The organism is Micromonospora sp. NBC_00362 (assembly GCF_026342155.1).
GTDB classification, from domain to species: Bacteria; Actinomycetota; Actinomycetes; order Mycobacteriales; family Micromonosporaceae; genus Micromonospora; species Micromonospora hortensis.
The window spans coordinates 5,102,775-5,129,193 of the sequence record NZ_JAPENH010000001.1; the positions used below are offsets into that span (position 1 = coordinate 5,102,775).

General features: G+C 71.0%; 30 protein-coding genes and 1 pseudogene. 16 read left to right on the forward strand and 15 right to left on the reverse strand.

Translation table 11 applies throughout. The features are described 5' to 3' along the window. The first annotated feature begins 9 nt into the window (after positions 1 to 9). Positions 10 to 1,017, forward strand: coding sequence for an inorganic phosphate transporter (locus OG992_RS23490; protein ID WP_238683145.1), 1,008 nt, complete (start codon positions 10 to 12; stop codon positions 1,015 to 1,017). Positions 1,018 to 1,071: 54 nt separating this feature from the next. On the opposite strand, the gene OG992_RS23495 is transcribed toward OG992_RS23490, so the two are convergent. Further along, positions 1,072 to 2,040: a Gfo/Idh/MocA family protein gene (locus OG992_RS23495; RefSeq protein ID WP_266304323.1), complete on the reverse strand. Its 969-nt coding sequence runs from the start codon at positions 2,038 to 2,040 to the stop codon at positions 1,072 to 1,074. Positions 2,041 to 2,214: 174 nt separating this feature from the next. Between OG992_RS23495 and OG992_RS23500 the strand changes: the two genes are divergently transcribed. Next, a complete protein-coding gene (locus tag OG992_RS23500; protein ID WP_266304324.1) occupies positions 2,215 to 3,048 on the forward strand; it encodes an NUDIX domain-containing protein in 834 nt (277 codons plus the stop codon). 275 nt (positions 3,049 to 3,323) lie between these two features. On the opposite strand, the gene pstB is transcribed toward OG992_RS23500, so the two are convergent. From pstB to OG992_RS23535, 7 genes are all read right to left on the reverse strand, one after another. Then, positions 3,324 to 4,100, reverse strand: coding sequence for a phosphate ABC transporter ATP-binding protein PstB (gene pstB / locus OG992_RS23505; RefSeq protein WP_112584183.1), 777 nt, complete (start codon positions 4,098 to 4,100; stop codon positions 3,324 to 3,326). 17 nt (positions 4,101 to 4,117) lie between these two features. Next, complete coding sequence (pstA, locus tag OG992_RS23510; RefSeq protein WP_266304325.1) at positions 4,118 to 5,206, reverse strand: phosphate ABC transporter permease PstA; 1,089 nt, start codon at positions 5,204 to 5,206, stop codon at positions 4,118 to 4,120. Further along, on the reverse strand, positions 5,203 to 6,294 hold the full coding sequence (gene pstC, locus OG992_RS23515) for a phosphate ABC transporter permease subunit PstC (RefSeq protein ID WP_238683102.1): 1,092 nt from the start codon (positions 6,292 to 6,294) through the stop codon (positions 5,203 to 5,205). Before pstC ends, pstA begins: the two co-directional genes overlap by 4 nt. Before the next feature lie 39 nt (positions 6,295 to 6,333). Next, positions 6,334 to 7,440, reverse strand: coding sequence for a phosphate ABC transporter substrate-binding protein PstS (gene pstS, locus OG992_RS23520; RefSeq protein ID WP_238683103.1), 1,107 nt, complete (start codon positions 7,438 to 7,440; stop codon positions 6,334 to 6,336). Between the two features lie 291 nt (positions 7,441 to 7,731). Next, positions 7,732 to 8,658 carry a mycothiol synthase gene (gene mshD / locus OG992_RS23525; protein ID WP_266304326.1) on the reverse strand — a complete coding sequence of 309 codons (927 nt, stop codon included), beginning with the start codon at positions 8,656 to 8,658 and terminating at the stop codon, positions 7,732 to 7,734. A 58-nt stretch (positions 8,659 to 8,716) separates the two neighbouring features. Continuing rightward, complete coding sequence (locus tag OG992_RS23530) at positions 8,717 to 9,595, reverse strand: polysaccharide deacetylase family protein (protein ID WP_266304327.1); 879 nt, start codon at positions 9,593 to 9,595, stop codon at positions 8,717 to 8,719. 154 nt (positions 9,596 to 9,749) lie between these two features. Next, positions 9,750 to 10,469, reverse strand: a complete 720-nt coding sequence (locus OG992_RS23535; RefSeq protein WP_181518701.1) for a response regulator transcription factor — start codon at positions 10,467 to 10,469, stop codon at positions 9,750 to 9,752. Between the two features lie 241 nt (positions 10,470 to 10,710). Between OG992_RS23535 and OG992_RS23540 the strand changes: the two genes are divergently transcribed. From OG992_RS23540 to OG992_RS23555, 5 genes are all read left to right on the forward strand, one after another. Further along, positions 10,711 to 11,769, forward strand: coding sequence for a hypothetical protein (locus OG992_RS23540; RefSeq protein ID WP_238683106.1), 1,059 nt, complete (start codon positions 10,711 to 10,713; stop codon positions 11,767 to 11,769). A 104-nt stretch (positions 11,770 to 11,873) separates the two neighbouring features. After that, on the forward strand, positions 11,874 to 12,662 hold the full coding sequence (locus OG992_RS23545; protein ID WP_266304328.1) for a DUF2993 domain-containing protein: 789 nt from the start codon (positions 11,874 to 11,876) through the stop codon (positions 12,660 to 12,662). Between the two features lie 104 nt (positions 12,663 to 12,766). Continuing rightward, positions 12,767 to 12,844: an Ms5788A family Cys-rich leader peptide gene (locus tag OG992_RS33825; protein WP_310503780.1), complete on the forward strand. Its 78-nt coding sequence runs from the start codon at positions 12,767 to 12,769 to the stop codon at positions 12,842 to 12,844. 206 nt (positions 12,845 to 13,050) lie between these two features. Continuing rightward, positions 13,051 to 13,899, forward strand: coding sequence for a sulfurtransferase (locus tag OG992_RS23550; protein WP_266304329.1), 849 nt, complete (start codon positions 13,051 to 13,053; stop codon positions 13,897 to 13,899). Positions 13,900 to 13,901: 2 nt separating this feature from the next. Next, positions 13,902 to 14,222, forward strand: coding sequence for a DUF1416 domain-containing protein (locus OG992_RS23555; protein ID WP_238683109.1), 321 nt, complete (start codon positions 13,902 to 13,904; stop codon positions 14,220 to 14,222). 71 nt (positions 14,223 to 14,293) lie between these two features. On the opposite strand, the gene OG992_RS23560 is transcribed toward OG992_RS23555, so the two are convergent. After that, complete coding sequence (locus OG992_RS23560; RefSeq protein WP_266304330.1) at positions 14,294 to 15,043, reverse strand: hypothetical protein; 750 nt, start codon at positions 15,041 to 15,043, stop codon at positions 14,294 to 14,296. After that, complete coding sequence (locus OG992_RS23565; protein WP_266304331.1) at positions 15,033 to 15,218, reverse strand: hypothetical protein; 186 nt, start codon at positions 15,216 to 15,218, stop codon at positions 15,033 to 15,035. Before OG992_RS23565 ends, OG992_RS23560 begins: the two co-directional genes overlap by 11 nt. A 368-nt stretch (positions 15,219 to 15,586) precedes the next feature. On the opposite strand from OG992_RS23565, the gene OG992_RS23570 reads away from it, so the two are divergent. Then, positions 15,587 to 16,042 (forward strand): winged helix-turn-helix domain-containing protein, encoded by a 456-nt coding sequence (locus OG992_RS23570; protein WP_266304332.1) that lies wholly within the window; start codon positions 15,587 to 15,589, stop codon positions 16,040 to 16,042. A gap of 71 nt (positions 16,043 to 16,113) precedes the next feature. Further along, positions 16,114 to 16,977 (forward strand): hypothetical protein, encoded by an 864-nt coding sequence (locus tag OG992_RS23575; protein ID WP_266304333.1) that lies wholly within the window; start codon positions 16,114 to 16,116, stop codon positions 16,975 to 16,977. Positions 16,978 to 16,996: 19 nt separating this feature from the next. Here OG992_RS23575 and OG992_RS23580 read toward each other — a convergent pair whose 3' ends face one another. The 3 genes from OG992_RS23580 to OG992_RS23590 form a co-directional block, all read right to left on the reverse strand. After that, the gene (locus tag OG992_RS23580; RefSeq protein ID WP_266304334.1) at positions 16,997 to 19,051 is read right to left on the reverse strand and encodes a glycogen debranching N-terminal domain-containing protein; all 2,055 of its coding nucleotides are present in this window, start codon (positions 19,049 to 19,051) and stop codon (positions 16,997 to 16,999) included. After that, positions 19,048 to 19,428 (reverse strand): SCP2 sterol-binding domain-containing protein, encoded by a 381-nt coding sequence (locus OG992_RS23585; protein WP_238683113.1) that lies wholly within the window; start codon positions 19,426 to 19,428, stop codon positions 19,048 to 19,050. The genes OG992_RS23580 and OG992_RS23585 overlap by 4 nt, the downstream gene beginning before the upstream one ends. A 78-nt stretch (positions 19,429 to 19,506) precedes the next feature. Then, entirely contained in the window at positions 19,507 to 19,881 is a 375-nt protein-coding gene (locus OG992_RS23590) for a DsrE family protein (RefSeq protein WP_124820325.1), read from the reverse strand. A 12-nt stretch (positions 19,882 to 19,893) separates the two neighbouring features. Between OG992_RS23590 and mtfM the strand changes: the two genes are divergently transcribed. Further along, entirely contained in the window at positions 19,894 to 19,998 is a 105-nt protein-coding gene (gene mtfM / locus OG992_RS23595) for a small membrane protein MtfM (RefSeq protein WP_030327764.1), read from the forward strand. Between the two features lie 2 nt (positions 19,999 to 20,000). Next, positions 20,001 to 20,591, forward strand: coding sequence for an FABP family protein (locus tag OG992_RS23600; RefSeq protein ID WP_266305263.1), 591 nt, complete (start codon positions 20,001 to 20,003; stop codon positions 20,589 to 20,591). Between the two features lie 19 nt (positions 20,592 to 20,610). Here the strand turns inward: OG992_RS23600 and OG992_RS23605 are convergent, their stop codons facing one another. Continuing rightward, positions 20,611 to 21,489: an aminotransferase class IV gene (locus OG992_RS23605; RefSeq protein ID WP_238683114.1), complete on the reverse strand. Its 879-nt coding sequence runs from the start codon at positions 21,487 to 21,489 to the stop codon at positions 20,611 to 20,613. A 69-nt stretch (positions 21,490 to 21,558) separates the two neighbouring features. Between OG992_RS23605 and OG992_RS23610 the strand changes: the two genes are divergently transcribed. The 4 genes from OG992_RS23610 (at position 21,559) to OG992_RS23625 (ending at position 25,001) form a co-directional block, all read left to right on the forward strand. Then, positions 21,559 to 21,987, forward strand: coding sequence for a Fur family transcriptional regulator (locus tag OG992_RS23610; RefSeq protein WP_238683115.1), 429 nt, complete (start codon positions 21,559 to 21,561; stop codon positions 21,985 to 21,987). After that, complete coding sequence (locus OG992_RS23615) at positions 21,984 to 23,096, forward strand: folate-binding protein YgfZ (RefSeq protein WP_238683116.1); 1,113 nt, start codon at positions 21,984 to 21,986, stop codon at positions 23,094 to 23,096. The genes OG992_RS23610 and OG992_RS23615 overlap by 4 nt, the downstream gene beginning before the upstream one ends. 23 nt (positions 23,097 to 23,119) lie before the next feature. Continuing rightward, positions 23,120 to 23,947, forward strand: a complete 828-nt coding sequence (locus tag OG992_RS23620; RefSeq protein WP_210782456.1) for a 3-keto-5-aminohexanoate cleavage protein — start codon at positions 23,120 to 23,122, stop codon at positions 23,945 to 23,947. A gap of 94 nt (positions 23,948 to 24,041) precedes the next feature. After that, positions 24,042 to 25,001: an asparaginase gene (locus OG992_RS23625; RefSeq protein WP_266304335.1), complete on the forward strand. Its 960-nt coding sequence runs from the start codon at positions 24,042 to 24,044 to the stop codon at positions 24,999 to 25,001. A gap of 24 nt (positions 25,002 to 25,025) precedes the next feature. Here OG992_RS23625 and OG992_RS23630 read toward each other — a convergent pair whose 3' ends face one another. Continuing rightward, a complete protein-coding gene (locus OG992_RS23630; protein WP_266304336.1) occupies positions 25,026 to 25,823 on the reverse strand; it encodes an alpha/beta fold hydrolase in 798 nt (265 codons plus the stop codon). A 112-nt stretch (positions 25,824 to 25,935) separates the two neighbouring features. On the opposite strand from OG992_RS23630, the pseudogene OG992_RS23635 reads away from it, so the two are divergent. Further along, a pseudogene (locus OG992_RS23635) lies at positions 25,936 to 26,406 on the forward strand (helix-turn-helix domain-containing protein); the annotation flags it as partial. Positions 26,407 to 26,419 lie beyond the last annotated feature (13 nt).

Sequence of the window (26,419 nt, forward strand, 5' to 3'; positions counted from 1 at the left end):
CCTGTGACTGTGACACCCGAACTCATCGCCGTGCTGGCGGTGATCGGGGTAGCCCTGGCGTTCGACTACACCAACGGCTTCCACGACGCCGCCAACGCGATCGCGACAAGCGTCTCCACCCGGGCGCTGACCCCTCGGATCGCCCTCGGCCTCGCCGCGGTCGGCAACTTCGTCGGCGCCCACTTCGGCGCTGGCGTGGCCAAGACCGTCGGCGACAACCTGGTCACGCTTCCCACCGGGGTGAGCAGCCTCGGGGTGGTCTTCGCCGGCGTGCTCGGCGCGATCGCCTGGAACCTCATCACCTGGTACTTCGGCCTACCGTCGTCGTCCTCGCACGCGCTCTTCGGCGGCCTGGTCGGCGCGACCCTGCTGTCCGCCGGCGGGATCGTGCAGTGGGTCAACATCGGCGAGAAGGTGCTGCTGCCGATGGTCCTGTCGCCGATCGTCGGCCTCACCCTCGGTTACCTGCTGATGCTGGCCATCCTGTGGCTGTTCCGGAAGGGGCAGCCGGGCAAGCTCAACCGGGGCTTCCGCTGGGCGCAGACCGCCTCGGCGGCCGCCATGTCGGTCGGTCACGGCATGCAGGACGCCGCCAAGACCATGGGCATCGTGGTGCTGGCGCTCTACACCGGTGGTTTCCAGGAGAGCAAGACGCACATCCCGGGGTGGGTGTTCTGGACCTCGGCGACGATGCTGGCCCTCGGCACGTACGCCGGCGGTTGGCGGATCATCCGCACCCTCGGGCGCAAGATCATCGACCTGGGGCCGCCGGAGGGCTTCGCCGCCGAGACCGTCGCCAGCGCCGTGCTCTACTTCAACGCACTGGTTCTGAAGGCGCCGATCTCCACCACCCACACCATCACCTCCGCGATCATGGGTGTGGGCGCGACCAAGCGGCTCTCCGCCGTTCGCTGGAACGTGGCCGGCAACATCGTGCTCGCCTGGATCATCACGTTCCCGGCCTCCGCGCTGATCGCGTGCGTCACGTATCTGCTGGTCCGGCCGCTCTTCGGCTGAGTTTTCGGTAGGGCCCCGGTCACGGTTGGACCGTGACCGAGGCCCTACCGCTGTTCAGACGTACCGGACGCCGATCTGCTCGCGGACCGTGTCCAGCAGGGTCATCACCTCGAGGGTCGTGGCGTGCGGCACCACCGGGCTCTCGGTCAGCCCGGCGGCGAGGCAGCGCTGCACCTCGATCGCCTCGTACTGGTAGCCGTTGCCGGCCCCGTCGGCGACGATCGTCTCCGGCTCCGCGCCGGCCCGGTGCACCGTCACCGAACCCGGCCGGAAGAACGGCTCCGGTAGGTCGATCCGCCCCGTGGTGCCCGTTACCGAGGCGGTCTGCCCGCTCAACCCGACCATGCCGCAGCTCAGGGTCGCCAGCGCGCCGCTGTCGTAGCCGAACAGCATGCCGGTGTTCTCGTCCGTCCCCTCCGGGCCGAGCTGCGCCCAGGACCGGATGTGCTGCGGCACCCCGAGCAGCAGGTGAGCCAGGCTGATCGGGTAGATCCCCAGGTCGAGCAGGGCGCCCCCGCCCAGCGCCGCGTTGCGCATCCGGTGCTCCGGCGGGAACGGCCCGGCCACCCCGAAGTCGGCCCGGACACCGGTCACCGTGCCGATCGCCCCGTCCGCGATCAACTCGACCACCCGCAGGATCGTCGGATTCAGCCGCATCCACATGGCCTCCATCAGGAAGACCCCGGCGGCGCGGGCAGTGTCGATCAACTCGGTGCTGGTGGCCAGGTCGAGGGTGAACGGCTTCTCCAACAGCACCGCCCGCCCGGCGGTGAGGCAGGTCATCGCCGCCTCGTAGTGCGCGGAATGCGGGGTCGCCACGTAGATTGCGTCCACCTCGGGGTCGGCGGCCAACTCCACCCAGGAGCCGTAGGCGCGCTTCGCGCCGTACGTGTCGGCGAAGCGCCGGGCGCTCTCCGCGGCGCGGGAACCGACCGCTACCAACTCGGCGTCCGGCACCAGCCGGAGGTCTTCGGCGAAACGGCTGGCGATGTGGCCGGTGGCCAGGATGCCCCAACGAGTCATGCCGGAACGCTAGCCGAGCCAGGTGAACCCCTGCCTCCCCCTCCCACCCCCCGACCACCCTCGTCGATCATGAAGTTGTTGCCCGGCGGCACGGCGTGTCGTGGCAACAACTTCATGATCCCTCATCGCCTGGCGCCCGGCGGTGGTCGCGCTGCCGGGAACTAGGCTCGCGGCATGACGATCGACAGTGACGGCTTCGCCGCCCCGGCCGCCCTGGTCGAGCACGCCCGCCGGTTCCAGGCCGAGGGCGGCACACCGGCGACGCCGCGGGTCGCGGCCACCGTGTTGCTGCTGCGTCCGACCGACGCCGACTTCGAGGTGTACGTCATCCGCCGGGTCGCCGCGATGACCTTCGGCGGGATGTACGCCTTCCCCGGAGGCGGGGTGGACCGCTCCGACTCGGAGGCGCACCTGGACTGGGCTGGCCCGACGCCGGGCGAGTGGGCGGACCGGCTCGGGGTGGCCCCGCAGGCCGCGCAGGCGGTGGTCTGCGCCGCCGCTCGGGAAGTCTTCGAGGAGGCTGGCGTACTACTCGCCGGCCCGAACCGGGAGACAGTGGTGGGCGACGTCAGCGGCGACGACTGGGAGGCTGCTCGGCAGGACCTGGAGGGGCGCCGGCTGGGCTTCGCGGCGCTGCTCGCCGACCGTCAGCTCACAGTTCGGTCGGACCTGCTGCTGCCCTGGAGCCGGTGGATCACTCCCGAGTTCGAGCCGCGCCGCTTCGACACGTACTTCTTCATCGCCCTGTTGCCGGCGGGCCAGCGGACCCGCGACGTCTCCGGCGAGGCCGACCACACCCTGTGGATCCGCCCGGCGGACGCCCTGACCCGCGCTCGGGCCGGCGAACTGACCATGCTGCCGCCGACGCTGGTCACGCTGGCCCAGGTGGCCGCGGCCGGCGACCTGGCCGGGGTGGCGCGGGCGGCGGCCGATCGGGACGCCGCCAGCCCGATCACCCCGCGCCTCGACCTGCCCCCGGACGGTGAACCCCGCTTCGTCCTGAGCTGAGCCCCCACACCCTCACCCCCGCCCCCGCCCCCGCCCCCGCCCCCGCCCCGCCCCCGCCCCCGCCCCCGCCCCCGCCCCCGCCCCGCCCCCGCCCCCGCCCCCGCCCCCGCCCCGCGATCTTGCGCTTTCTGTCGCGACACAAGGGGCATCCCGCCCATCTCGACAACCGAAACTGCAAGATCGGCGCGATCTTGGTCCACGGGCGGTGTCGGCGGCGGATATGGCACCGGCGCCCACGCCGGGAGGCGGGGCGCCGGTGACCGGACGTGGTCGGCTCAGCCGAAGCGGCCGGTGATGTAGTCCTCGGTCTTCTTCACGCTCGGGTTGCTGAAGATCTTCTGGGTGTTGTCGTACTCGATCAGCCGGCCCGGGTCGCCGGTCTTCTCGATCGAGAAGAAGGCGGTCCGGTCCGACACCCGGGCGGCCTGCTGCATGTTGTGCGTCACGATGATGATCGTGAACTTGTCCTTGAGCTGGAACATCAGGTCCTCGATCGCCAACGTGGAGATCGGGTCCAGGGCGGAGCACGGCTCGTCCATCAGAACGACCTGCGGCTCGACAGCGATGGTCCGGGCGATGCAGAGCCGCTGCTGCTGACCGCCGGAGAGGCCCGCGCCGGGCTTGCCCAGCCGGTCCTTGACCTCGCCCCACAGGTTCGCGGCGCGCAGGGCCTTCTCGGCCGCGTCCTCCAGGATCGACTTCTTGCGGACCCCGTTGAGCTTCAGCCCGGCCACCACGTTCTCGAAGATGCTCATGGTGGGGAACGGGTTCGGCCGCTGGAAGACCATGCCGATGGTGCGCCGGACCGCTGTGACGTCCACGTCCCGGTCGTAGATGTCCTGGTCGTCGATGGTCAGGCTGCCCTCGACCCGGGCCCCCGGCAGCACCTCGTGCATCCGGTTGATCGACCGCAGGAACGTCGACTTGCCGCAGCCGGACGGCCCGATGAGAGCGGTGACCGTCTTCGGCTCGACAGTCAGGTTGATGTTCTCGATTGCCTTGAAGCCGCCGTAGTACGCGGTGACGTTCGAGGCGGAGACGCGCTTGGCCATGGTGGTACCTCCGGGGTTCATCGGCTGAGCCTGTTGCGACGGGCCAGCAGCTTCGCCGCGATCGTCAGGATGAGCACGAGGGCGACCAGGGTCAGTGCCGCGGTCCACGCCCGTGCCGGGGCGTACTTCGACGCGTCGCCGGCCTGCTGGTAGACGAAGAGGGACAGCGACGACTGGTTGTTCTCGAAGGGGTTGGTGTTGATCGCGGCGCCACCGCCGGCGACCAGCAGCACCGGCGCGGTCTCACCGGCCGCGCGGGCGATGGCGAGCATGACGCCGGTGACGATGCCGGGCAGCGCCGTCGGCAGCACCACCCGCAGGATGGTCTTCCACTTGGGTACGCCGAGCGCGTACGCGCCCTCGCGCAGTGGCGCCGGTACGAGGCGGAGCATCTCCTCGGTGGACCGGACGATGGTGGGCAGCATGAGCACGCTCAACGCGAGCGCGGCGGCGAAGCCGGAGAAGCTGGGCCGACCGTCGTTGAACCACGGCGACACGATCAGCACCCAGAACGCCAGCACGAAGAGGCCGGAGACGATCGACGGGATGCCGGTCATCACGTCCACGAAGAACCGGATCGCGAAGGCGAACTTGCCCCGCCCGTACTCGACGATGTAGATCGCGCAGAGAACGCCGAGCGGGACGGTGATCAGGGTGGCGATGCCGACCTGCTCCAGCGTGCCGACGATCGCGTGGTACGCGCCGCCGTTGGCGTCCCGGGCCCCGATGTTGTTCATCGAGGTCTGGAAGAAGTTGACGTCCAGTCGGTCGGCGCCCTTGCTGACCAGCGTCCAGACCACCGACACGAGCGGCAGCACCGCCAGCACGAAGGCGGAGTGGATCAGTGCGCTCCAGGTGCGGTTGCGGGCCGATCGGCGCCCTTCGACCGCGTTGGAGGCGGCGAAGAGCCCGACCAGGTAGAGGATCGCGCCGAGGACGACCACGAGGACCGGCCCGCCGATGCTGGTGCCGTAGACGATCACGGCGGAGAGCGCCAGGGCCGCTACGGCGATGGCCGGGGCGGCGTACCAGGGCAGCCGTTTGGTCCGCAGCGAGTTGGGCTGGGCCGGCGGCCGGGTGCGGTGGGAGGTGGCGGTTGTGGTCATGCGGCCGACTCCGTGAACTCCCGGCGGCGGTAGATGATCGCCCGCGCCGTGATGTTGACGATCAGCGTGATGGTGAACAGCACCAGACCGGAGGCGATGAGCGCGCCCCGGCCGGTCTCGTTCGCCTCGCCGAACGCATTGGCGATGTTGGCGGCGATGGTGTTGCCGCCGTTCTGGATCAGGTTGAACGAGATGCCGAAGGTGATGCCGAGGGTCAGCGCCAGGGCGATGGTCTCGCCGAGCGCCCGGCCGAGGCCGAGCATCATCGCGGCGATGATGCCGGGACGGCCGTAGGGCAGCACCGCGGTGCGGAGCATCTCCCAGCGGGTGGCGCCCAGGGCGAGGGCGGCCTCCTCGTTCGCGGTGGGGGTCTGGAGGAACACCTCGCGGGAGAGCGAGGTGATGATCGGCAGCACCATGATCGCGAGCACCAGGGCGCCGAGCATGACGGACGCCCCGAAGGGGCCGTCGCCGCCGAAGAGCGGGATCCAGCCGAAGTGCTGGTTCAGCCAGACCGAGAAGTCCCGGACGGGGCTGCTGAAGACGTCCCGCCCCCAGAGGCCGAAGACCACGCTGGGTACGGCGGCCAGCAGGTCGACCAGGAAGCCGAGCGCGGTGCCCAACCGGCGCGGCGCGTAGTGCGAGAGGTAGAGCGCGATGCCGAGCGCCACCGGCACAGCGATGAGCAGTGCGAGAGCCGAGCTGAGCACTGTGCCGAAGGCGAGCGCACCGATGCCGAACTTCGGCTCTGTCTCGTTGGGGGACCAGCCCTCGTAGGACCAGAAGTTCTCGGTGTTGGCGCGTAGGGCCGGCACCGCCTTGGCGACCAGGAAGATCGCGATGGCGGCGATGATGACCAGAACGGCGGTGCCGGCGGCCAGGGTGAGACCGCGGAAGGCCCGCTCGGCGCCGAACCTACGGCTGCGCGGCAGCGCGCCGCCGCCGCCCAGCCCGGTGCCGCCCGGGGATCGGGTGCTGACTGGTGCCTCGGCCACACGCGCCGAGGCACCGGCGGGCCACTCGTGACTCTGGGTCACGCGCGTCCCGCCGGTGCCGGCGTCGGCCGAGCGGTGAGGGGTTTCACCCATCTGCTCGCTCGATTCCGTTGCTGAGGTGGTGGGGTCGGGTCAGGAGAGGTTCTTGACCGCGGTCTCGACCTTGGTGCGGACCGTCTCGGGCAGCGGGGCGTAGCCCAGCTCGGTGAGAGAGGCCTGGCCCTCGGCGCTGGCGGCGTGGCCCAGCAGGCCCTTGACCAGCTTCAGCTTGTCGGCCGCGAGGCCCTTGCTGCAGACGATCTCGTACGTCGCCAGGACGATCGGGTAGGCCCCGGCCTCCTTGGTGTTGTAGTCGATCTTCAGCTTGAGGTCGTCGCCCTGGCCCTCGACGGCAGCGCCGGCGATGGTCTTGCCGGCCGCCTCGGCGGTCAGCGCGGCGAACTCGCCGTTGCCGTTGCCGATCTTCGACATCTTCAGACCGGCGTTCTCGGCGAACGACCACTCCATGTAGCCGATGGAGCCGTCCGCGCCCTTGACCCGGCTGGCCACGCCGTCCGAGCCCTTGGCGCCGGTGCCGCCCGGGGCCTTCCACGCCTTGGCGTTGCCCAGGGTCCAGTCGCTCTCAGCGGTCTTCGAGAGGTACTTGGTGAAGTTGTCGGTGGTGCCCGACTCGTCCGAGCGGTGGACGGTCTGGATCGTGGTCGCCGGGAGAGTGGCGCCCGGGTTGTCGGCCTTGATCGTGGCGTCGTCCCACTTGGTGACCTTGCCGGCGAAGATCTTCGCCAGGGTGGCCGGCTTGAGCTGGAGGTTGTCCACGCCGCTGACGTTGTAGGCGACGGCCACCGGGCCGATCACCATCGGCAGGTGGATGGCCTTGCCACCGACGCACTTGGCGTCGGCCTGCGGCTGCTCCTCCGGCTTGAGCGCGGAGTCGGAACCGGCGAAGTCGGCGGTCCCGGCGATGAACGCCTGGATGCCGGCGCCCGAGCCGGAAGCCTCGTAGTTGATCGTGGTGCCCTGGCACTTCTGCTGGTACGCCTTGATCCATTCGGCCATGGCGTTCTTCTGCGCCGACGAGCCCTGGGCGTTCAGCGTGCCGGTAGCGCAGTCGACCGCGGCGGCCGAGCCCGAAGCACTCGCGCCGGAGGCGGGCTCGTTGTTGTCCGAGCCGCATGCACTGAGGCCGAGCGTCGCGGCAAGAGCGAGGCAGGCAATAGTGCCGTACCGCTGGAGCTTCACCTGAGGGGTTTCCCTTCGCGTCTGACTTGGCGCCCCGATCCCGGGGCCCGAGGACCGGCACTGACCGGCTGACACGAAAGTTAGAAGTGCCAGGTAGCCGGTTCGCCGGTCGCAAGTGAACGCAAGGTGAACACGTACGGCCCCTGAGGTGACCGCTTGCCGAGGGTGAGTTGTCCGTTAAATGAACCCGGGTACACCTGTCGGATGTATGGGCATATTTCCGGTTCGGCGTTATCCCGCCGACGCTCGGCCGTTACCCGCCGGTGACGCGGTCGGGGCGACGGCCGACGGTCAGCCCAGGTGGTAGTTGATGTGCGCGGACCAGCGGGCGAAGCCCAGCCGCTCGTAGAGCGCGACGGCCCCGGTGTTCGAGTCGTCCACGAAGAGCATCACCCGATCGAGGCCGCGCCTGTCCCGCAGGTGCGCCAACCCGGCTGTGGTCAGGGCCCGGCCGAGCCCGCCGCCGTGCGCTGTCGGTTCCACCCCCAGGACGTACACCTCGCCGATCCGGGCCGACCCCGGACGCTCGTGCACCTTGGTCCAGTGGAAGCCGAGCAGTCGGCCGGTCGCGGTCTCCTCGGCGAGCAGGAAGCCGGCCGGATCGAACCACGGCTCGGCGAGGCGGACCCGCAGGTCGTCCGACGTCCACCGGCCCTGTTCGGGGTGCTCGGCGAAGGCCCGTGCGTTGAGCGCCAACCAGGCCGCGTCGTCGGCCCCGGGCCGGAACGCGCGGAGCGCCACCCCGTCGGGTAGGCGCGGCTCACCCAGCGGGGCGGCCAGGGGCCGGCGCAACTGCCAGAGCACCCGGGCGCGGGCGAAGCCGAGGTCGACGGCGAGCGCGGCGGCCGAGGGGTGGTCGCCGTGCGCCCAGGCGCGCAGCGGCCCGGTGGCCGAGGCGAGTACGCCCCGGGCGAGCGCCCGCCCGGTGCCCCGCCGCCGGTACGCGGGGTGCACCACCAGCTCGACCCCGATCCCAGCGACCGGGTCGGTGGTGTCCAGGTGCGCGTACCCGGTGAGGGTGCCGTCATCGGCGCGGGCGATCAGATGAACGGCCGGGGCGTCGGCGTCGCGCAGCCGCAGCAGGACGTGTTCGTCGAGCGGGTCCGCTCCGTCCGTGTCACCTGCGGCGCTGGCGAGGGCGAGTACGTCGGCGATCTCCGTCGGCGCCAGTTTGTCGCTCCGGGTCACCTGGTCGCTGGTCGGCTCCGCGCTGCTCATCCCGCCACCGTATCCGTTGCGTGTCGTGACGCCCGGAGCGTCGCCGTAAAGCCGCGGCTCACACCGGGTCGGTGGGAAGTGCCTCCAGCTCGAACCGGGCGGTCAGGTCGGGCAGGATCCGGCGTAGCGCCTCCAGCGTGCCCTGTCGGTCCCCACCGGCGTCGTGCAGCAGCACCACCGATCCCGGTTCGGCCTGGCTCAACACCGTGGCGGTGATCTTGCTGGCGCCGGGTAGTTCCCAGTCCGACGGATCCACCGACCAGTGCAGCGGGGTCATGCCGAGCTGCTGCGCCACCGACACCACCGGGTACGTCCAGGCTCCGCCGGGTTGGCGGTACCAGACGATCGGGGCGTTCGGCACCGCAGCCCGGATCGCCGCGTTGGTGCGCAGGAGGTCGGAGCGGATCGCGTCGGCCGACCGGGCGCCCAGGCCGATGTCGTGGTGCCAGGAGTGGTTGCACAGGGTGTGCCCGTCGTCCACGATCGACTGGACCAGGTCGGGGTGGTTCTGCGCGTTCTCGCCGACCACGCAGAACGTGGCGCGTACGTCGTATTCGCGCAGGAGGGCGAGGACCTGCGGCGTGTAGCGCGGATCCGGCCCGTCGTCGAAGGTCAGCGCGAGCCGCGGGGTGCCGGTGGTGGCGTGCGCGCCGAACAGGTTGTCGCCTCCGGCGTCCCGTCCGGACCCGTCCTGGCCGGTCTCGGCCGGGCCGGTCTCAGCCGCGCTTGCGCTGGCGCTCGGGGCTCCGCCCGGCTCGCCAATGCTGGGTTGGTCGGCGTACTGCGGTCCGTCGGCGCTGGTGGTGACACCGGTGGACTGCCGTGGCGTCTGGTCGGGGACGAGGCTGCGGCCCAGCACGTACGCGGAGCCGAGCAGCCCCGCCACCACCAGCGTCACGATCCCCGCGGCGCGCGCGGTGGAGCTTCCCCGCGTCACGACGTCCGCCTGGCTTGCCGGTCACGCCGGCCCGTCGCCCCCGTGGTCAGTGCGCGCACCATTGCCCCTTTCGCCGACAAGCCCGGCAGTCAGAATAGAGCTGCCAAGCTGCGCAAAAAGGGCATATGGGAAATCGCCCGGAGTGCTCTCCCGATCAGACCGGCAGGGGCGCGTGCTCCGCCTCGGGAAGCGACCGCGACGGCGGAACGACGAACTTGTAGCCGACCTGGCGGACGGTGCCGATCATCGACTCGTACTCCGAGCCGAGCTTGGCGCGCAGTCGCCGGACGTGCACGTCCACAGTGCGGGTGCCGCCGAAGTAGTCGTAACCCCAGACCTCGCGCAGGAGCTGGTCCCGGGTGAACACCCGGCCCGGGTGCTGGGCCAGGAACTTCAGCAGCTCGAACTCCTTGTAGGTGAGGTCGAGCGGACGGCCCTTGAGCTTGGCCGCGTAGGTGTCCGGGTCGATGGTCAACTCGCCGGCCCGGATCGAGCCACCCGCGCCGGCGGTGGCGTTGCTGAGCCGGCCCACCGCCAGCCGCAGCCGCGCCTCGACCTCGGCGGGGCCGGCCGAGGCGAGGATGACGTCGTCGACGCCCCAGTCGGCGTTGAGTGCGATCAGGCCGGCCTCGGTCACCACCGCTACCAACGGCACGCCGAGACCTGTGGCGTGCAACATCCGGCACGTCGCGCGGGCCTCGCTCAACTCCGATCGGGCATCCACCATCACCGCATCCGGGCTGGGGCCCGCGACCAGGGTGCGAACATCACGCGGCGCGGTGCGGACCGAGTGCGGCAACAGGTCGAGCGCCGGCAACACAGCCGACGGCTCTCCTGCACGCGCGGTCACCAGCAGCAGGATCTCCACGATCACCTCCGTCCCGGCGGCGCGAGGCCGCACGCGACCAGTCGCACCCATCAAGGAGTGCGCTGAGAAATTGCGTGGTCCCGGCGTCGCTGACGGGCGGGTAACGCGTTGAGCCTAACCGATCGCCTCGGCCGCGCCGTCAGGCCATTTCCCGTTTGTCTACCTTGCCCCTGATCGTGGCCCGGATTTTAACGTCGCTGAAACCCGTGACCACCGCGTCGGGCCGTCGGTCTGGCACGATCGGGTCGTGTTTCCCTCCACCTCGCCCGAGGCCAGCCGCGAATCGTGGCCCGCTGGGCCCCAACCGGGTCCGGCCGCCGCAGCGACGCGCGGCCAACCGCCCGCGCCGCATACCGGCCCGGCCACCACCGATGGCGACCGCCGCGAACGGGGTGGGCCGCGCCGTGCCCGCCGCGCCGGCGAACCGGCCCGCCGATCCGAAGAGGAGATCGACGAGCCGGAGGAGGAGGTCATCCCCCCGGTCGCTGTGCACCGCCAACTGGCGCTGACCATCGCGGGCTTCGCCGCATTGCTCGGTGTCGGCCTGGTGCTCGGCGCGCAGACGTCGGGCCCCGGTCACCGGTTGCCGTTCGCCTTCATCATCTTCGGCGTCCAACTGCTGTTCGTGCTTGCCTGGACGATGGCCATGCGTCCGCCCGCGCTGCTGGTGGTCGCCGGGATCAGCGCCGTTGTCGCGGCGTTGGTCGACATCGCTGCGGTGCAGACCGACGTCGCCGGCCTGGCGCCGCTGGGTTACCTGGCCGCCGGTGGGTTCCTCGCCGCGGTGCTCGGCCAACTGGTTCGTCGGGTCGACCGGGTGCGGGTCACCGACTCCCTCGGCTCCACGCTGCTCATCGTGGTCGGGGTGGTGGCCTTCGGCACCCTGATCGTGCTCAGCCGGATCCCGGCCGGCACCCAGGCGATCACCGTCTGCCTGACCGCGAGCGGTGTCGCGCTCACCGTCGCCCGGCTCACCGACGCCGTACTGCCCTGGCCCCGGCTCGCACCGCAGGTGCCCAGGGGCGCCGCCGGCGTGGTGGCCGGCGCGATGGTCGGCACGCTGACCAGCGCACTCCTCGGCAGCTACCTGGTGGCGCCCTTCACGCCGACCCGGGCCGCCGTGATCGGCCTGGTCGCGGCGGTCACCGCCGTCCTCTCCGACCTCGCCGTGGGGTACGCGGAGGCGGGCCGGTTGATGGCCGGCGAACCGCCCACGATGTGGGTGGCCCGGCACATGCAGGGCCCGCTCGGCGGCTTCGCCCTGGCGGCGCCCGCCGCGTACGCCATGTGCATGCTCTTCCTCTGAGCCACGGTTGAGCGCTGAGCCGGTCGGGTACCTACGGGTGCGCCGCCCTGCGGCGTCGGTACGAACGACCCGTCGCGGCGCGGCGGGCGGAGACAGGAGGCGGCGTGGCGCAGGACTATCCGGTGGACCAGGCGCGACCCCGACGGCGTGGCCGCAAGCTGCTCATCGGGCTGTTCGTGCTGCTCCTGGTGCTGGCGGGGTTGCTGGTGGTCGCCGACCGGGTCGCGGTCGGGGTCGCCGAGCGGATGATCGGTGACCGCGTACGCCAGGAGATCGCCAAGCAGGGCGCACAGTCCGCCGCACCTGAGGTGGAGGTGGGCGGAACTCCGTTCCTCACCCAGGTGGTGGATGGCCGCTACCAGCGGATCACCATCAACCTGCGGGACGTGCAGGCCTCGGTCGAGGGCGACGCCGTTCGGCTGCCGGTGCTCGACGTGACAGCCCGCAACGTTCGGGCCTCGCTGGATACCCTGCGCACTGGCCAGGGTGACGTCGTGGCGGACACCGTCAACGGTGCCGGCACGATCAGCTACGAGAGTCTGGCCGCGCTGCTGAACCGCCCGGGTCTCACCCTCGGCGAGCAGAACGGCAAGCTCACCGTGAAGGCCCCGGCCGACATCCTCGGTCAGAAGCTCACCATCAGCGGCACCGCCGACGTCACTGTCGCCGACAACGGCGCGGTCGCCCTGCGGTTCAACGACCTGGACGCCGCGGGTCTGCCGAACCTGCCGCTGGCTCGGGCCTTCCTGAGCAACTACGCCAAGAGCATCTCCATCGACGTGCCCCTGCCGGAGTTGCCGTTCCAGCTCGCGGTCCGGGAGGTCCGTCCACTGCCGGAAGGGCTGGCGGTCACCGCCGACGCCAAGAACGTGCCGATCAACTCCGCTGGCTGACGCCGGAGGCGCTGTGGGCCGCCGAATGTCTCGGCGGCCCGAACGATCCCGGATGGTGGTCGGCCCAGTGGCAGCACGGTCACTGGCTGGTACGCTCCCTGACCATGGGGACCCACCTCACCAAACGGCGCGCGGTCGACCTGTGCCGCGTGGCCACCTGCCTGTGTCGCCCCGTCATCTGACGGCGGGGCTGTCTCCGGCCGCCTGACGGCGGCCACCGGCACAGGGTTCTCGCACCCTCCGGTTATCCCACCGAACGCCCGGCAGCGGCGCCGTCGCACGAACCCGTGATCCCGTCCTTCCGCTGGGTCCCGCGCGTGGTGCGACAGTTACACCCATCGATTCGCGCGCGTTGGCTCACCATCCATCCTCACCAGGGAGTGATTCGATGAGTCGCGACACCGCACTCGTTTCGGCCGAGTGGGCCGAGAAGAACCTCGACGCCCCGGGCGTCGTCTTCGTCGAGGTCGACGAGGACACCTCGGCCTACGAGACCGGCCACATCGCCAGCGCCATCAAGATTGACTGGAGGACCGACCTCCAGGACCAGGTTCGCCGGGACTTCGTCAACAAGACGCAGTTCGAGGCGCTGCTCTCCGAGCGGGGCATCAGCAACGACGACACCGTCATCCTGTACGGCGGCAACAACAACTGGTTCGCCGCGTACGCCTACTGGTACTTCAAGCTCTACGGCCACCGTGACGTGAAGCTGCTCGACGGCGGTCGCAAGAAGTGGGAGCTTGACGCCCGCCCGCTCGTCACCGACGCGGTGTCCCGCCCGGCGACGCAGTACGTCGCGCAGGAGCCGGACACCTCCATCCGGGCCTTCCGCGACGAGGTCGTCGCCGCGATCGGCACCAAGAACCTGGTCGACGTGCGCAGCCCCGACGAGTTCGCCGGTCGCCTGCTCGCCCCCGCCCACCTGCCGCAGGAGCAGGCGCAGCGGGCCGGCCACATCCCCACCGCGATCAGCGTTCCCTGGTCCAAGGCGGCCAACGAGGACGGCACCTTCCGGTCCGACGACGAGCTGCGCAAGGTCTACGGCGACGCGGGGCTCGACGACGGCAAGGAGACCATCGCGTACTGCCGGATCGGTGAGCGCTCCTCGCACACCTGGTTCGTGCTGCAGGAGCTGCTGGGTCACCGCAACGTCAAGAACTACGACGGTTCCTGGACCGAGTACGGCTCGCTGGTCGGTGTGCCGGTCGCTCTCGGCGACGAACCCGGGGAGGCCTGATCATGACTCTTCCCACCGCCGCGGGTTGCGCCGCACCGGACCAGGCCGCGCCGCTGCCGGCCAGCCTGGACCTGGAGAAGGAAACCGTCATCACCGGCGTCGTCCGCTCAACCGAGGCGGAGCCGGTGCCCGGCGCGTACGTCCGGCTGCTCGACTCGACAGGTGAGTTCACCGCCGAGGTGGTCACCTCGGCCGCCGGGCAGTTCCGGTTCTTCGCCGCGCCGGGGTCCTGGACGCTGCGGGCGTTGTCCCGGCACGGCAACGGCGACACCGCTGTGACTGCCGGCCGAGGCGTCAACGAGGTTGCCGTCACCGTCGCCTGACCCACTGCTCTGATCGACCGGGGCCGGTCACCCTCACGGGGGTGGCCGGCCCCGGTCGTCTCTTCGCAGCGTCAGTAAGCTCGCATTCTGCTCTGGTTGTCGGCAGGGGCTGAGTCTGGCGGAACGACCTTGTAGTGCAGCTCCTCCAGCGCCCGAGCGGCGATGCCCGGAGCGTCGCGTACAGCAGCCAGTAGTTGGAGCTTGCGCCACTCTTCCCGACCTTCGTCGACTGCGTTTCGCCATCCCTCGACCGTGTCGACGGAGAACTCTTCCACCACGGCCTGCAGGACGTCCTCGACGCAGGGCCGAAAACGGTGCCCGCCGAGCGGGAAGTGGAACTTGGCAAGCCGCGGTACCTCGTGTCTGCGCTTACGGGCTCTCGGACGTCCGCTTGGCCCGTCCTGCATGACAAAGGCGAATTCGTCGCGGTGACCATGCACGTGAAGGTGAGCACAGGGCACGCCGGGCTGGAACTCCCGGACGTACTCGTAGCGGAACAAGGGCGCCTTTTCACCCTTGGGTGTGACATGGAGCCAGGAGCTGTCCGTGGCCAGGTGTCTGCCGCTCGAGTCCATGCAGCAGTTGAACTTGATTAGCAGGTCAAGGCGGTGCTTGTTGTCGATGTACAGCGGGAAGGTGCCGAAGTCGTCTCCCTCGACGATGCCCACCATGACGCGACCGCCGTTCCTGCCAGGCATCAGCAGCGCGGACAGGTGCTTCTCTGTCCTCACCACTCGTTGCACTCGGCTGGTTATGTCGTCGGCGAAAGCGCTGGCTCGGGCGATCAGGTCCAGAGGGACGGGGGTCCCGTCAGTCGTCATCGCCGAGCAGGTAGTCAATGGAGCGGACCATCTCGTAGACGCTGCGCTCGTCGGCGCGGAGTTCGAAGTTGCGCCCCAGGTCATACAGCGTCTCTTTGTTCATGTGGACACGCTCCAGGAGCCGCGCTCGCCACTCGCGCAGCTCCTGCGGGGTCTTGACGATGGCGGTGCCCATTGCTGGTCCTCTCGCCGTCGACGACGTCGCTGTTGGCGTCACCCTAGTGCCTCCCTCCGACGACGCGGACCGTGTTACGGATCCTCGCGTCACTAGTCCACTACCCACTGTCAATCGATGGCACCCGCTCTTTGGTTGTGCTGGTGTCGGTTCTACGACAGTTGGCGCGAGTGATGCGGCGACGCGGGCGCGAGCGGGTGGCCTTGCGGGGTGCTGGGAGAAAGTTGGGTGTTGTCGACGACGCGGACGGTCCAATCAAATCCATCGGTATGCGTCACTATCTAAGAGTGGAGACCACGGTTGGTGCGGACAGCGACGTGTCCGGTCAAAGGGTTCCGATCATCGTCTGCGTCAGCGCGGATGCCTTGATGCTTGAGCGGGTGCGGCGACAGCTCGACGGGGTTGGTCAGGTGGTGAGCTGCGAAGACCTGGTCCAGTTGCGGGCACTGCTGCTCTCGTCGCCGAATGCCCCGACCCCGGCCGTCAGGCCGGTCCCCCCAGGGGTGGAACCGTGCGGCCTGGTGACGTGGGGTGAACTGGTCGTCGACCGGGTCGGACAGCGGGTCACCTGGCGTGGCGAGGTGCTCCCGCTGACCCCCACCGAACGGGAGTTGCTCACCCTGCTCGTCGGCCCACCGCTTGCGGTGTGGAGCTACGAACGGCTCTGCGTCTCCGCGCTGGGTGGCGCGGACACCGCAGCGCTGCAATCCACCATCAGACGGCTTCGTCGCAGGCTGCGGGGCCTGCCGGGCGGCCCGCAGGTGCACACCGTGCGGGGGATCGGCTACCGACTCGACCCGCCGCCCCGGCGAAACCACCACTGACCCGCTGTCGCTCCACCAGGGCGACCGCCTCCGCTGCCGGCCCGGCGGCGGGCGCGTGACACCATGGCCGGGTGAGCGGTGCTGTGCAGACGGGTTGGGCCTCTTCGACCGGCCCCGCCGCGCCGACACCGGCCCGGTCGCGGCGACGTTGGCTGCTGGCCGTGACAGTGGCCTGGGCCGTGCTGCTGGCCGGGCTCACCTGGATATCGGTGCGGAACGACCCGCCGACCGTGCGCGAACAGCGTTCCCTCGATCAGGCCGGGCCGGTGGTCGACCGGGCGGTCGGCGAGTTGGCTGGTGCGGCCGGTGCCGCCGGGCTGCTGGAACTGGGGCCGGCGCGGATCGCGTCCGGCTGCCGGGTCACCCCGTTCGCCGATGGGGCGAGGCTGCGGCGCGAGGTCGGGGTGCTCGCTGCCTCCGGTGACGAGCGGGCCGTCCTGGTCGGCATCGCCGAGCGGCTGCCGGCGAGCTGGCGGGCCGGGGTCCGGCCCGGGGTGGACGGCCCCGAGCTGCGCGCCGACGCCGGAGACTTCGTGGCCGTCGAGGGCCGGCCGACGGTCGACGGCCGGGTGCGACTGGTCGTCGACACCGGTTGCCGACCGGTCGGCGCCGGCTACACGCCGTCCCCGGCCACCGCTGCCGGCCCGGAGGCCGCCGCCCTGACCGCCGCGCTGACGGCCCTCGACCGCACGGGTGACGCCACGTCGGAGCAGGTCACCGCGCCCTGCCCGGGCGGTGGGCTCGCCCGTACCGCGTGGTCCGCGAACGGTTCCGGCCCGGCGGCCTCGACGGCCGCGCTCGCCCCGCTGGCCGGCAACGCCCCACTGCTGGACCAACCCCCGGTGTACGCGTACCGCAGCGGTGCCGTCACGGTGCTGGCCGAGATCAGCCCGGACGCCACCCGACTGGCCGCCACCGTCGGCTGCCCGAGCTGAACCGGGCAGCCCGCTCGGGTCAACCGTCGCCCGGCTGGTCGTCCGGGTCGCGGCTGCGGCCCAACGCGTCGACCATGCCCCACCGGCCGGGGATGTCCAGCAGCTCGACCCGGCCCATCCCGGGTGGCACGGCCGGGTCGATGATCAGGTGCTCACCCTGTGGCTCCAACCCCAGCATCACCCGCAGCAGCAGCAGCGGGGTGCCGGTCGACCAGGCCTGCGGGCTGCACGCGGTCGGGTACTCCACCGGGTAGTCGGTGAGGTCCCGGGCGTAGCCGGCGAACGCTTCCGGCAGCCGACCCTCGAAGTACCGGGACGCGGCAAGCATCGTGTCGCAGAGCAACCCCGCCTCCTCCCGGAAGCCGTACCGCCACAACCCCCAGGCGATGATCGAGTTGTCGAACGGCCAGACGGTGCCCACGTGGTAACCGATCGGGTTGTACCGTCCCTCGTCCGCGGCGAGCGTCCGCACTCCCCAGCCGGAGAACAGTCGTGGCCCGAGCAGGTGCTCGACCACCTTGCCGGCGCGCGACTCGTCCACGATGCCGCTCCACAGCAGGTGCCCGATGTTCGAGGTCAGCGCGTCCACCTGCCGGCCGTCGGCGTCCAACGCGAGCGCGTAGTACTCGCGGTCGGCGATCCAGAAGTCGCTGTCGAACCGCCGTTTGAGGTCGGCGGCCTGCCGCTCCAGCTCGTCGGCGAACTCCGGGTCGTTCCAGAAGGTCCGGGCCAGCCGGGCGGCCCGGATCTTCGCGTCGTAGGCGTAACCCTGCAGCTCGCAGGTGGCCCGGGGGAAGCCGGGCAGTTGACCGTCGGCGTACGAGATGGCGTCCCAGGAGTCCTTCCAGCACTGGTTCTGCAGGCCGGTCTCCGGGTTGCGGGTCTGGTACCAGAGGTAGCCGGTGCCGAGCAGGTCACCGTAGGTGTCGATCCACTTCAGCGCCGCGCGGACCTGCGACTCCAGTTTGCGGACGAGTGCGGCGTCCCCGGTCCACCGCTCGTACTCGTCGAGCAGGATGATGAACAGGGGCGTCGAGTCGGCCGACCCGTAGTACGGCGAGTGTGGCTGCTCCTCGAAGCCGGCGGTCTCCCCGTACCGCAGCTCGTGCAGGATCTTGCCGGGTTCCTCGTCTCGGAAGTCGTCCACCCGCTGCCCCTGAAGTCCGGCCAGCATCAGGATGGTCGGCGGGACCAGCTCCGGCAGGAACGGCAGCACCTGCAACGAGGTGATGATGCTGTCCCGGCCGAACAGGGTCATGAACCAGGGAAGTCCTGCGGCGATCAGCCGTACGCCCAGGGCGATCGACTCGTAGCGCAGCGCGGCCAGGTCGTTGAGGCTGCGCCGGTACGCCCCGGCCAGCGGCTCGCAGTCGCAGCCGAGCTTCGGCGCCCGGTCGATCAGCTCCTGCTGCTCGGCCCGGATGGCGGTCGCGCTGCGACTGCCGCCGTACGGGAGGGTGGCCCGGATGTCCTCGCCCCGGGCACCGAAGACGACACTGGACACGTGCAGCCGGGTGGTCCAGCTGTCGTTGCGGGCTACCCGGATCCGGAAGGTCAATCCGGTGTCGTCGACCTGCGCCGGCGCGGTGCTGCTGACCACCATCTCCCGGTGGAACGCCTCCCGCCGGTAGGTCAGCCGCAGCTCGTTCTCGGCGACGGTGACTGTGGTGCGGCCCCGCTTCTGCCGAGAGTTCTTGATCTCGAACAGGTCGGCGAAGTCGGCCCCGATCTCGATCCGGAGGGTGTACTCGACCTCCGCGCCGAGGTGGTTCAGCACTGTCAGCTCCTCCTCGAAGCTGCCCACGATCGCCCGGCTGCGGATCACCGACGCCTTGGCGTCCAGATAGTGCGTGGGTTCGCCCGGGGCGAGGAAGAACCTGGTGCGGTACGACTCGGCGTCGTCGACGGAGAGGGCGTGCAGCCGTTCGCCGTCCAGTGTGAGCACCCACGTGGACAGGAAGCGGGTGTCGAAGGAGAACAACCCGGTGGGGAAGTCGTAGGACGGTTCGATGTCCCCGCGCCGGTCGCTGACCAGGAAGGTGTTGCCGTCCAGAATGCTGACGAGGTCCTTCACCGAAGTCGCCCGGCTGCTCGACGGGCCGTTTCGCGGGGGTCGCGGGTGCCGGGCGGGTTCGGAAAGAACCGACGGAAGGCGAGGAAGAGCACCACGTTCCCGCTGAACGTGCTCTCGTTGCGCAGCACCGCCGCGACCCCCTGGGCCTCACCGGTGATCAGCCTCTCGAAGAGGGCCGCGCTGCTGTACCAGATCGCGTCGGCCGGGCCACGTCCCCGGCTGACCTGCACCGACCCGGGCCGCATCCGGACCCGCCAGTGTTCGGTGCGGTGGTCCTCGCCGAGGTCGATCTGGAGGGTGCCGTCGGCCAGGCCGCCCAGGACCTCGGCGGCGCGCGACGGCAGTGCCTCGAAGAACCTCTCCGCCGCCTCGGTCACATCCGAATCGTAGGCAGCCGTCCGAGATGTCGGGTCGGTATCGGCACTCCGCTCGGATGGACCCACAGCCGCCGTGGGTCAGTAGACGAGTGCCTGCGCGCCCTCGGCCAACGCCTCCTCGACGAAGACCGCGGCACCGGCGATCCGGACCCCGGGCAGCACGTCGTCCGGGCCGATCTCCCGTCGGGCCGCGCACTGGGTGCACGCGGTCACCCGACCGCTGGTCAGGATGACGTGCAACAGCTCGGCCAGGGGCGCGGAGTGCGGCAGGTCGAACTGTTGGGCGCGACCGGGCAGCGCGAACCAGGTGGACTCACCGGTCAGCCAGAGCGAGACGTCCACCCCGGCCGCTACCGCCGTCGCGGCGACGGTGAATGCCTGCGCGCACCGCTCCGGGGCGTCCGCCCCTGCGGTGGCCTTGACGACGAGATTGCGGGCCATGTGGCCCAGCATAGGATGGCCGGGATGGTTACCGAGATCGGGTTTGTCAGCCTGCTGGTCGCTGGCCTGGGCGGGCTCGCCGGTGGCCTGGTCTACCTTGCCGTACGCATTTCGAGAGGACGTTGGTGACGCTGGTGAGCGAGAACCCGCTGCAGCCGCCGTGGCTGAACGCGCCGCCGGTCGAGGAGTACCCGTTCGAGGAGAGCCACGACCTGCGGGTCGGGCCGAAGCTGCACCCCGCGCTGGATGCCCTGCTGCCGTACGTCGGTCTGTGGCGCGGCAGGGGCAAGGGCGGTTTCCCCACCATCGACGATTTCGACTACGCGCAGGAGATCCGGATCAGCCACGACGGCCGACCGTTCCTGCAATACGAGTCGCGTGCGTGGATCCTCGACGAGGAGAGCAAGCCGGTCCGTCCGGCCGGCCGCGAGGTGGGCTGGTGGCGGCCGGTGCTGGTGGATGGGCGGGCGACCGACGAGCTGGAGGCGCTGCTGACCACCCCGACCGGGGTGATGGAGCTGCACCTGGGCAAGCGCACCGGCACGCAGCTCGAGTTCGCCACCGACGCGGTGATCCGGACTCCGACCGCCAAGGAGGTCACCGGTGGGCACCGGCTCTTCGGCATCGTCGAGGGTGCGCTGCTCTACGCCCAGGAAATGGCTGCCATGGGGCACGGGCTCAGCCCGCACCTCTCCGCCCGACTCGTCCGGGTCGGTGGCTGACCTCGACGGTCGGCGCCGGCTAGATGGGGAAACCCAGCACTGCCTGTAGGGCTGGGGTACGCGGGCAGTGAGCCCGCCGTACCCCGTCCAGCGTGTGGACCTCGGCGGCTCCGCGCAGTGACGAGGTGAACCACACGCCGTCCGCCGCGTGCAGTTCGGCGGTGCTGACCATCCGTTCGGCGGCGCTCAGGCCCAGCTCGCTCGCGTGGGCGAGCAGCCAGGCCGCTGTGGTGCCGGCGAGGATGCCGGTGCTGGCGGCCGGCACCGTGCAGAGCATGCCGTCGGTGAGCCACACCACATTGGCGGTGGGGCCCTCCAGCGCGTACCCGTCGGAGGAGATCCAGAGCACGTCGTCCACGCCGGCCCGGCGGGCCCAGCGGCGGGCGGCGCTGTTGACCGCGTACGACGTGGACTTGATGCCGGCCGGCAGCCAGCTCAGCCCGCTGCGGGCGGCGGCGGGCAGCCCCAGCGGCAGGGTGGCCACAGTGATTCCGTCCCGCCGGGCGGCCCGGGTAGCCGCCGGCACCGGGGCCAGCGTTGCGTAGATGGTGGGCGGACCGCCGGCCTCCGGGCCTCGGGTGCAGACCAGCCGAAGTGCCCCTTCCACAGCCTCTGGCCAGCCTGTCCGCACCTGGTCCAGCAGGTCGATCAGCGCGCTGGCGGGGGGCACTGACAGCTCGACGGCGGCCGCCGCCGTGGCGAGGCGGGCCAGGTGTTCGTCGCGCAGCCACGGCCGGCCGTCGCGCAGGTGCATGGTCTCGAAGAGGCCGTCGCCGTGCAGCACCCCGAGGTCGTCACCGCGGAGCACCGGGTCGCCGGGCGGCACCGGGCCACGCCCCAGGACGGCGATCCGCGCGGTCGGGTCGGCCGCGACCTTCCCGACGGACGACCTCACCATGACCGTCGAGCGTAGCGGTGATCGATCGCGGTGCGGGGAACAGCCTGGTGGCCGAACTATGATCGGACGGTGTCCGAATCCTCCCTCGCGGAAATGCTGCGGGCCCGTGGGCTGCGGCTGACGGCCCAGCGGCAGCTCGTCCTCCAGGCGGTGCTCGATCTGGGCCACGCCACCCCGGAGCAGGTGCACACCGCGGTCCGGGAGGTCGCCGCCGGCGTCAACATCACCACCATCTACCGCACGCTTGAGCTGCTGGAACGGCTCGGTCTGGTCACCCACACGCACCTGTCGCACGGCTCACCGACCTATCACGCCGCCGGTGAACACCAACACGTCCACCTGGTCTGCCGGGAGTGTGGCGCGATCGACGAGATCGATCCGGAGCTGCTCCGCCCCCTCGCCGACCAGTTGGCCGCGCAGCGCGGGTTCCGGGTGGACATCGGGCACGTGTCACTCTTCGGCGTCTGCGCACGCTGCGAGAACGGGGACCAAAAATGATCGACATCGCGGGTGCGGTGGCCGTCGAGGGCATCGACGAGGCCAGCCGTGACCAACCGGATCCGGCGCACGTAGCGGCCGGGGTGCGGGGGGTGGCCGCGCACTACGGCGACCCGCTGCGCGAGCAGCGCACGCTCGACACCGCTGTCGGTCTGGTCGACCGGTCGCATCGAGGGGTCATCGCGGTGGCCGGAGAAGAACGGGCCAGTTGGCTGCACACCGTCACCTCGCAGCACCTGAGCGCCCTCGCCGCGGGTGAGGGCACCGAGTTGCTGGTGCTGTCCCCGCACGGCCACATCGAGCAGCACGCCATGGTCGCTGAGGACGGCGAGACCACCTGGCTGGACACCGAGCCCGGCGCCACCCAGGGCCTGCTGACCTACCTGGAGAAGATGCGGTTCTTCAGCAAGGTCGAACCACGCGACGCGACGGCCGAGCGCGCGCTGTTGTCGCTGGTCGGGCCGGCGGCCATGGAGGCGCTCGGCACGCTCGGCGTGACCGGGCTCGCCGCACCGGACGTGGTAGCGGTGCCGGGTCCGAAGTTCCCGCACGGTGCCGTGCCACTTCGGGCGAGCGCTCGGTACGACGTACGACCGCTGCCGATCGGCGGCTGGGCCCGGCGTGGTCCGCTCGGGGTGGACCTGCTGGTGCCCCGGTCGGCGATGGACCAGGTGGTGGCGGAGCTGCGCGGCGCCGGCGTGCCGGTCGCGGGGCTGTGGGCGTACGAGGCGATCCGGGTGGCCGCCCGGCAGCCCCGCGTCGGGGTGGACACCGACCACCGGACCATTCCGGCCGAGGTCGACCTGATCGCCCCGGCGGTGCATCTGGACAAGGGTTGCTACCGGGGGCAGGAGACTGTGGCGCGGGTGCACAACATGGGTCGGCCGCCGCGTCGCCTCGTACTGCTGCATCTGGACGGGGTGACCACCGACCAGCCGCCGGCGGCCGGTACGCCGGTGACCCTCGACGGCCGGACGGTCGGCTTCGTCGGCACCGCAGTGCTGCACCACGAGCTGGGCCAGGTCGCGCTCGCGGTGTTGAAGCGGAACGTCTCCGATGACGCCGCTTTGCTGATCGGCGAGACCGCGGCGGCGATCGACCCGTCCTGAGCGGGCCGTCTAGGATCGCCGGCATGACGACAGGGACGTTGATCACGGTGGCCCCGACCGGCGCTGAGTCGGCCAAGGCGGAGGTGCCGGCGCTGCCGGTGACCCTCGACGAGTTGCTGCTCACCGCCAAGGAGTGCGAGGCGCTCGGCGCCGCCGTGATCCACGTCCACATCCGCGACGACGAGGCCCGGCCGACGCTCGACCCGGTGCGGCTGGCCGACACCGTGGCGGCGCTGCGGGAGAGCACCGACCTGATCGTGCAGCTCTCCTCCGGTGGTGCGGTGACCGACCCGGAGGCCGCCCGGCTCGCCGTGCTCGACGCGCGTCCGGACATGGCTTCCTGCACCATGGGCACCGTCAACTTCGGCGACGACGTCTTCCTCAACCGCTGGGAGTTCATCGTCGACCTGCACACCCGGATGCAGGAACGCGGGATCGTGCCGGAGTACGAGATCTTCGACCTCGGCCACCTGTCCGCGTTGCAGCGGTTGCTCGGCAAGTACGGGCTGCCGGCCGGCGGGCACGTGCACGTCGACTTCGTGATGGGCGTGCCGGGCGGTATGCCGGGCACCACCGAGACCCTTGTCGCGGCCCACCGGATGCTGCGGGACCTGCCCGAGGGCACCACCTTCTCGGCCACCGGCGTCGGCCGGAGCACCATCGCGGTGCTGCTGGCCTCGCTGTCGACCGGCGGGCACCTGCGGGTTGGCATGGAGGACACCGTGACGTACGCGAAGGGCCGCCCGGTGGAGTCCAACATGCAGTTGGTCGCCCGCGCTGTGGGTTTCGCCCAGCTCGCCCAGCGCCCGCCGCTGACCACCACCGAGGCCCGCGAGTTGCTCGGGCTGTAAGGCCGGGTCTGTCCCGCGCCCCTGTCACCCGGGCGGTGGACCTCCTGGTCACCCCGCCGCCGGGCACCCCCGGACCGTCGGTACCGTCCAGCGCGTGACGAAGACGTACGAGGGCGGCGCGCCGCTCGCCGAGGTGGTCCGGTCCGGGTTCGTGGAGGGTGCGCACCGTGGCTCGGTGGTGGTGCTGGACGCCGCCGGTATCGCTGTGGCGTCCGCCGGGGACGTGTCCTCGCCGATCTTCCCCCGGTCGGCGAGCAAGCCGATGCAGGCGATCGGGATGCTCCGGGCCGGCCTGGCCCTGACCGACCCGGCCGACGTGGCGCTGGTCTCGGCGAGTCACGCGGGCGAGGAATTCCATCTGACCCGGGTCGATGCCCTGCTGGAGCGCGCCGGGTTGGACGCGTCGGCGCTGCACTGCCCGCCCGACCTGCCGGTGGGCACTGCGGCCCGGGAGGCGGTGCTTCGCGCCGGTGGCGGCCCGAGCCGGGTGCAGATGAACTGCTCCGGCAAGCACAGCGGGATGCTGCTGACCTGCGAGGCCGCCGGTTGGTCGCGGGAGGGCTACTGGCGGCCGGAGCACCCCCTTCAGCAGCGGTTGCGGGCCGCCATCGAGGAGTTCACCGGCGAGCAGGCTGCGGCCGTGGGGGTCGACGGTTGCGGCGCCCCGGTCCTCGCGGTGTCGCTGACCGGCCTGGCCGGGGCGTACCTGCGGCTGGTCGACGCGGAGCCCGGCTCGGTGCCGCGCACCGTGGCCGACGCGATGCGGGCCCACCCGGAGATCGTGGGCGGCACCCAGGCCGACGACACCCGGCTGATGCGTGGCGTCCCGGGGCTGCTGGCCAAGGTCGGTGCCGAGGGTGTGATCGCCGTGGCGCTGCCGGGCGTCGGCGCCGTCGCACTGAAGATCGACGACGGCGCCGACCGGGCCCGGATGCCGGTACTGGTCTCCGCGCTGCGCCGGCTCGGCGTGGACACTCCGGTGCTGACCGAGTACGCCGAGGTGCCGCTCTTCGGTGGCGGGGTACCGGTCGGGGCGGTCCGCCCGCTCTGGTGACACCGCCGGCGGCGTCGGTGGTGGCTAGCCCAGGAAGTCGAGCAGTGCGGCGTTGACCGGCTCCGGACGCTCCAGCGGCAGCAGGTGCGCGGCGTCCGGCACGTCGGGCAGTCGTACCGCGCCGGGGACCTCGGCGGCGATCCGGTCGGCGAGGCGACTGATGTCCGGCACGTCCGCGGCACCAGCGGTGACCAAGACGGGGATCTTCAGCTCGCCGAGACGACCGATCGCCGGTGGCGACAGCTCTCCCACCTCGACCGCGCCGAGCGCCAGCTCGGCGGCGAGGGCACGCTGGTCCATCTCCTGCGCGAACGCGACCAGCTCGGTGTCGACGTCCTCCGGCTGGCGGTGCGGGCCGACCACCCAGAACCGCACCTCACCGGCCGCGCCGGCGACGAAGTCGTCCGGGTCGACCTCGCCGACCAGGCCGTCCCAGAGGTCGTTCGCCTCGTCGGACCACTCGTTGCCGGAGACCGCCGTGTCGAACAGCGCGAGCGCGCTCACCCGGTCGGGGTGGGCCAGCGCGGTGTCGATGGCGACAGCCCCACCGAAGGAGCAGCCGACCAGGGCGGCCCGGGGCAGGTCGAGCGCGTCCAACAGCCCGGCCACGTCGTCGTGGTGCGCGAACGGGGTCGGCGGGAGCTCCGAGTCTCCGTAGCCGCGCAGGTCCGGGACGATCACCCGGTGCCGGGCGGCGAGCGCGGACACCTGCCCCCGCCACATCCGCCGGTCGGCGATTCCGGCGTGCAGCAGGACGACGGGCGAACCGGTGCCGGCCTCGTCGTACGCGATGCTTGCTCCATTGACTGTGATCTTGTGCACGGACGGACCGTACGGATCGGTCGGTCGGCGCGCAAACGGGGCGCTGAGACCTTGCTAACTATGGTTAGCGTTTTGCTTGCAACAGCTAGCGCGGGCGGTTAGCGTCGCTGCCATGGCCACACCCAAGGACCTTCCCGACGTCGGCGGGTTCATCCGCGATCTTCGGCGCAACGCCAAGATCTCGCTACGGCAGCTCGCCGAGCAGGCGGGGGTCAGCAACCCGTACCTCAGCCAGATCGAGCGCGGTCTGCGCAAGCCCAGCGCCGAGGTGCTCCAGCAACTGGCGAGCGCACTGCGGGTCTCCACGCCGGCGATGTACCTGCGCGCCGGTCTGCTCGACGACAAGGAAGGCCATGGGGTGCTCGCCGCCATCGCCGTGGACGCCGACCTGACGATGGCCCAGAAGCAGTCGCTCAGTCAGATCTACGAGACGTTCCGCCGGGAGAACACCCGGCTGGCCGAGGCCGAGGCCGAAGCCGAGACGACGCAGGCCGACCAGCCCGCCGACCAGCCCGCCAGCCAGGCCGCCGACCTGGCCAATGTGGCCGCCACCGGCCCCACCACAGTGGGCGGCACCCCGACCGAGGCCGTGCTCG

Excerpts from the sequence above, each read along its gene's own strand:
- OG992_RS23495 (WP_266304323.1), bottom strand. The coding sequence starts at position 2,040 with ATGACTCGTTGGGGCATCCTGGCCACCGGCCACATCGCCAGCCGTTTC.
- OG992_RS23500 (WP_266304324.1), top strand. The coding sequence starts at position 2,215 with ATGACGATCGACAGTGACGGCTTCGCCGCCCCGGCCGCCCTGGTCGAG.
- pstB (WP_112584183.1), bottom strand. The coding sequence starts at position 4,100 with ATGGCCAAGCGCGTCTCCGCCTCGAACGTCACCGCGTACTACGGCGGC.
- pstA (WP_266304325.1), bottom strand. The coding sequence starts at position 5,206 with ATGACCACAACCGCCACCTCCCACCGCACCCGGCCGCCGGCCCAGCCC.
- pstC (WP_238683102.1), bottom strand. The coding sequence starts at position 6,294 with ATGGGTGAAACCCCTCACCGCTCGGCCGACGCCGGCACCGGCGGGACG.
- mshD (WP_266304326.1), bottom strand. The coding sequence starts at position 8,658 with ATGAGCAGCGCGGAGCCGACCAGCGACCAGGTGACCCGGAGCGACAAA.
- OG992_RS33825 (WP_310503780.1), top strand. The coding sequence starts at position 12,767 with ATGGGGACCCACCTCACCAAACGGCGCGCGGTCGACCTGTGCCGCGTG.
- OG992_RS23550 (WP_266304329.1), top strand. The coding sequence starts at position 13,051 with ATGAGTCGCGACACCGCACTCGTTTCGGCCGAGTGGGCCGAGAAGAAC.
- OG992_RS23555 (WP_238683109.1), top strand. The coding sequence starts at position 13,902 with ATGACTCTTCCCACCGCCGCGGGTTGCGCCGCACCGGACCAGGCCGCG.
- OG992_RS23560 (WP_266304330.1), bottom strand. The coding sequence starts at position 15,043 with ATGACGACTGACGGGACCCCCGTCCCTCTGGACCTGATCGCCCGAGCC.
- OG992_RS23565 (WP_266304331.1), bottom strand. The coding sequence starts at position 15,218 with ATGGGCACCGCCATCGTCAAGACCCCGCAGGAGCTGCGCGAGTGGCGA.
- OG992_RS23570 (WP_266304332.1), top strand. The coding sequence starts at position 15,587 with ATGCTTGAGCGGGTGCGGCGACAGCTCGACGGGGTTGGTCAGGTGGTG.
- OG992_RS23590 (WP_124820325.1), bottom strand. The coding sequence starts at position 19,881 with ATGCTGGGCCACATGGCCCGCAATCTCGTCGTCAAGGCCACCGCAGGG.
- mtfM (WP_030327764.1), top strand. The coding sequence starts at position 19,894 with ATGGTTACCGAGATCGGGTTTGTCAGCCTGCTGGTCGCTGGCCTGGGC.
- OG992_RS23605 (WP_238683114.1), bottom strand. The coding sequence starts at position 21,489 with ATGGTGAGGTCGTCCGTCGGGAAGGTCGCGGCCGACCCGACCGCGCGG.
- OG992_RS23615 (WP_238683116.1), top strand. The coding sequence starts at position 21,984 with ATGATCGACATCGCGGGTGCGGTGGCCGTCGAGGGCATCGACGAGGCC.
- OG992_RS23620 (WP_210782456.1), top strand. The coding sequence starts at position 23,120 with ATGACGACAGGGACGTTGATCACGGTGGCCCCGACCGGCGCTGAGTCG.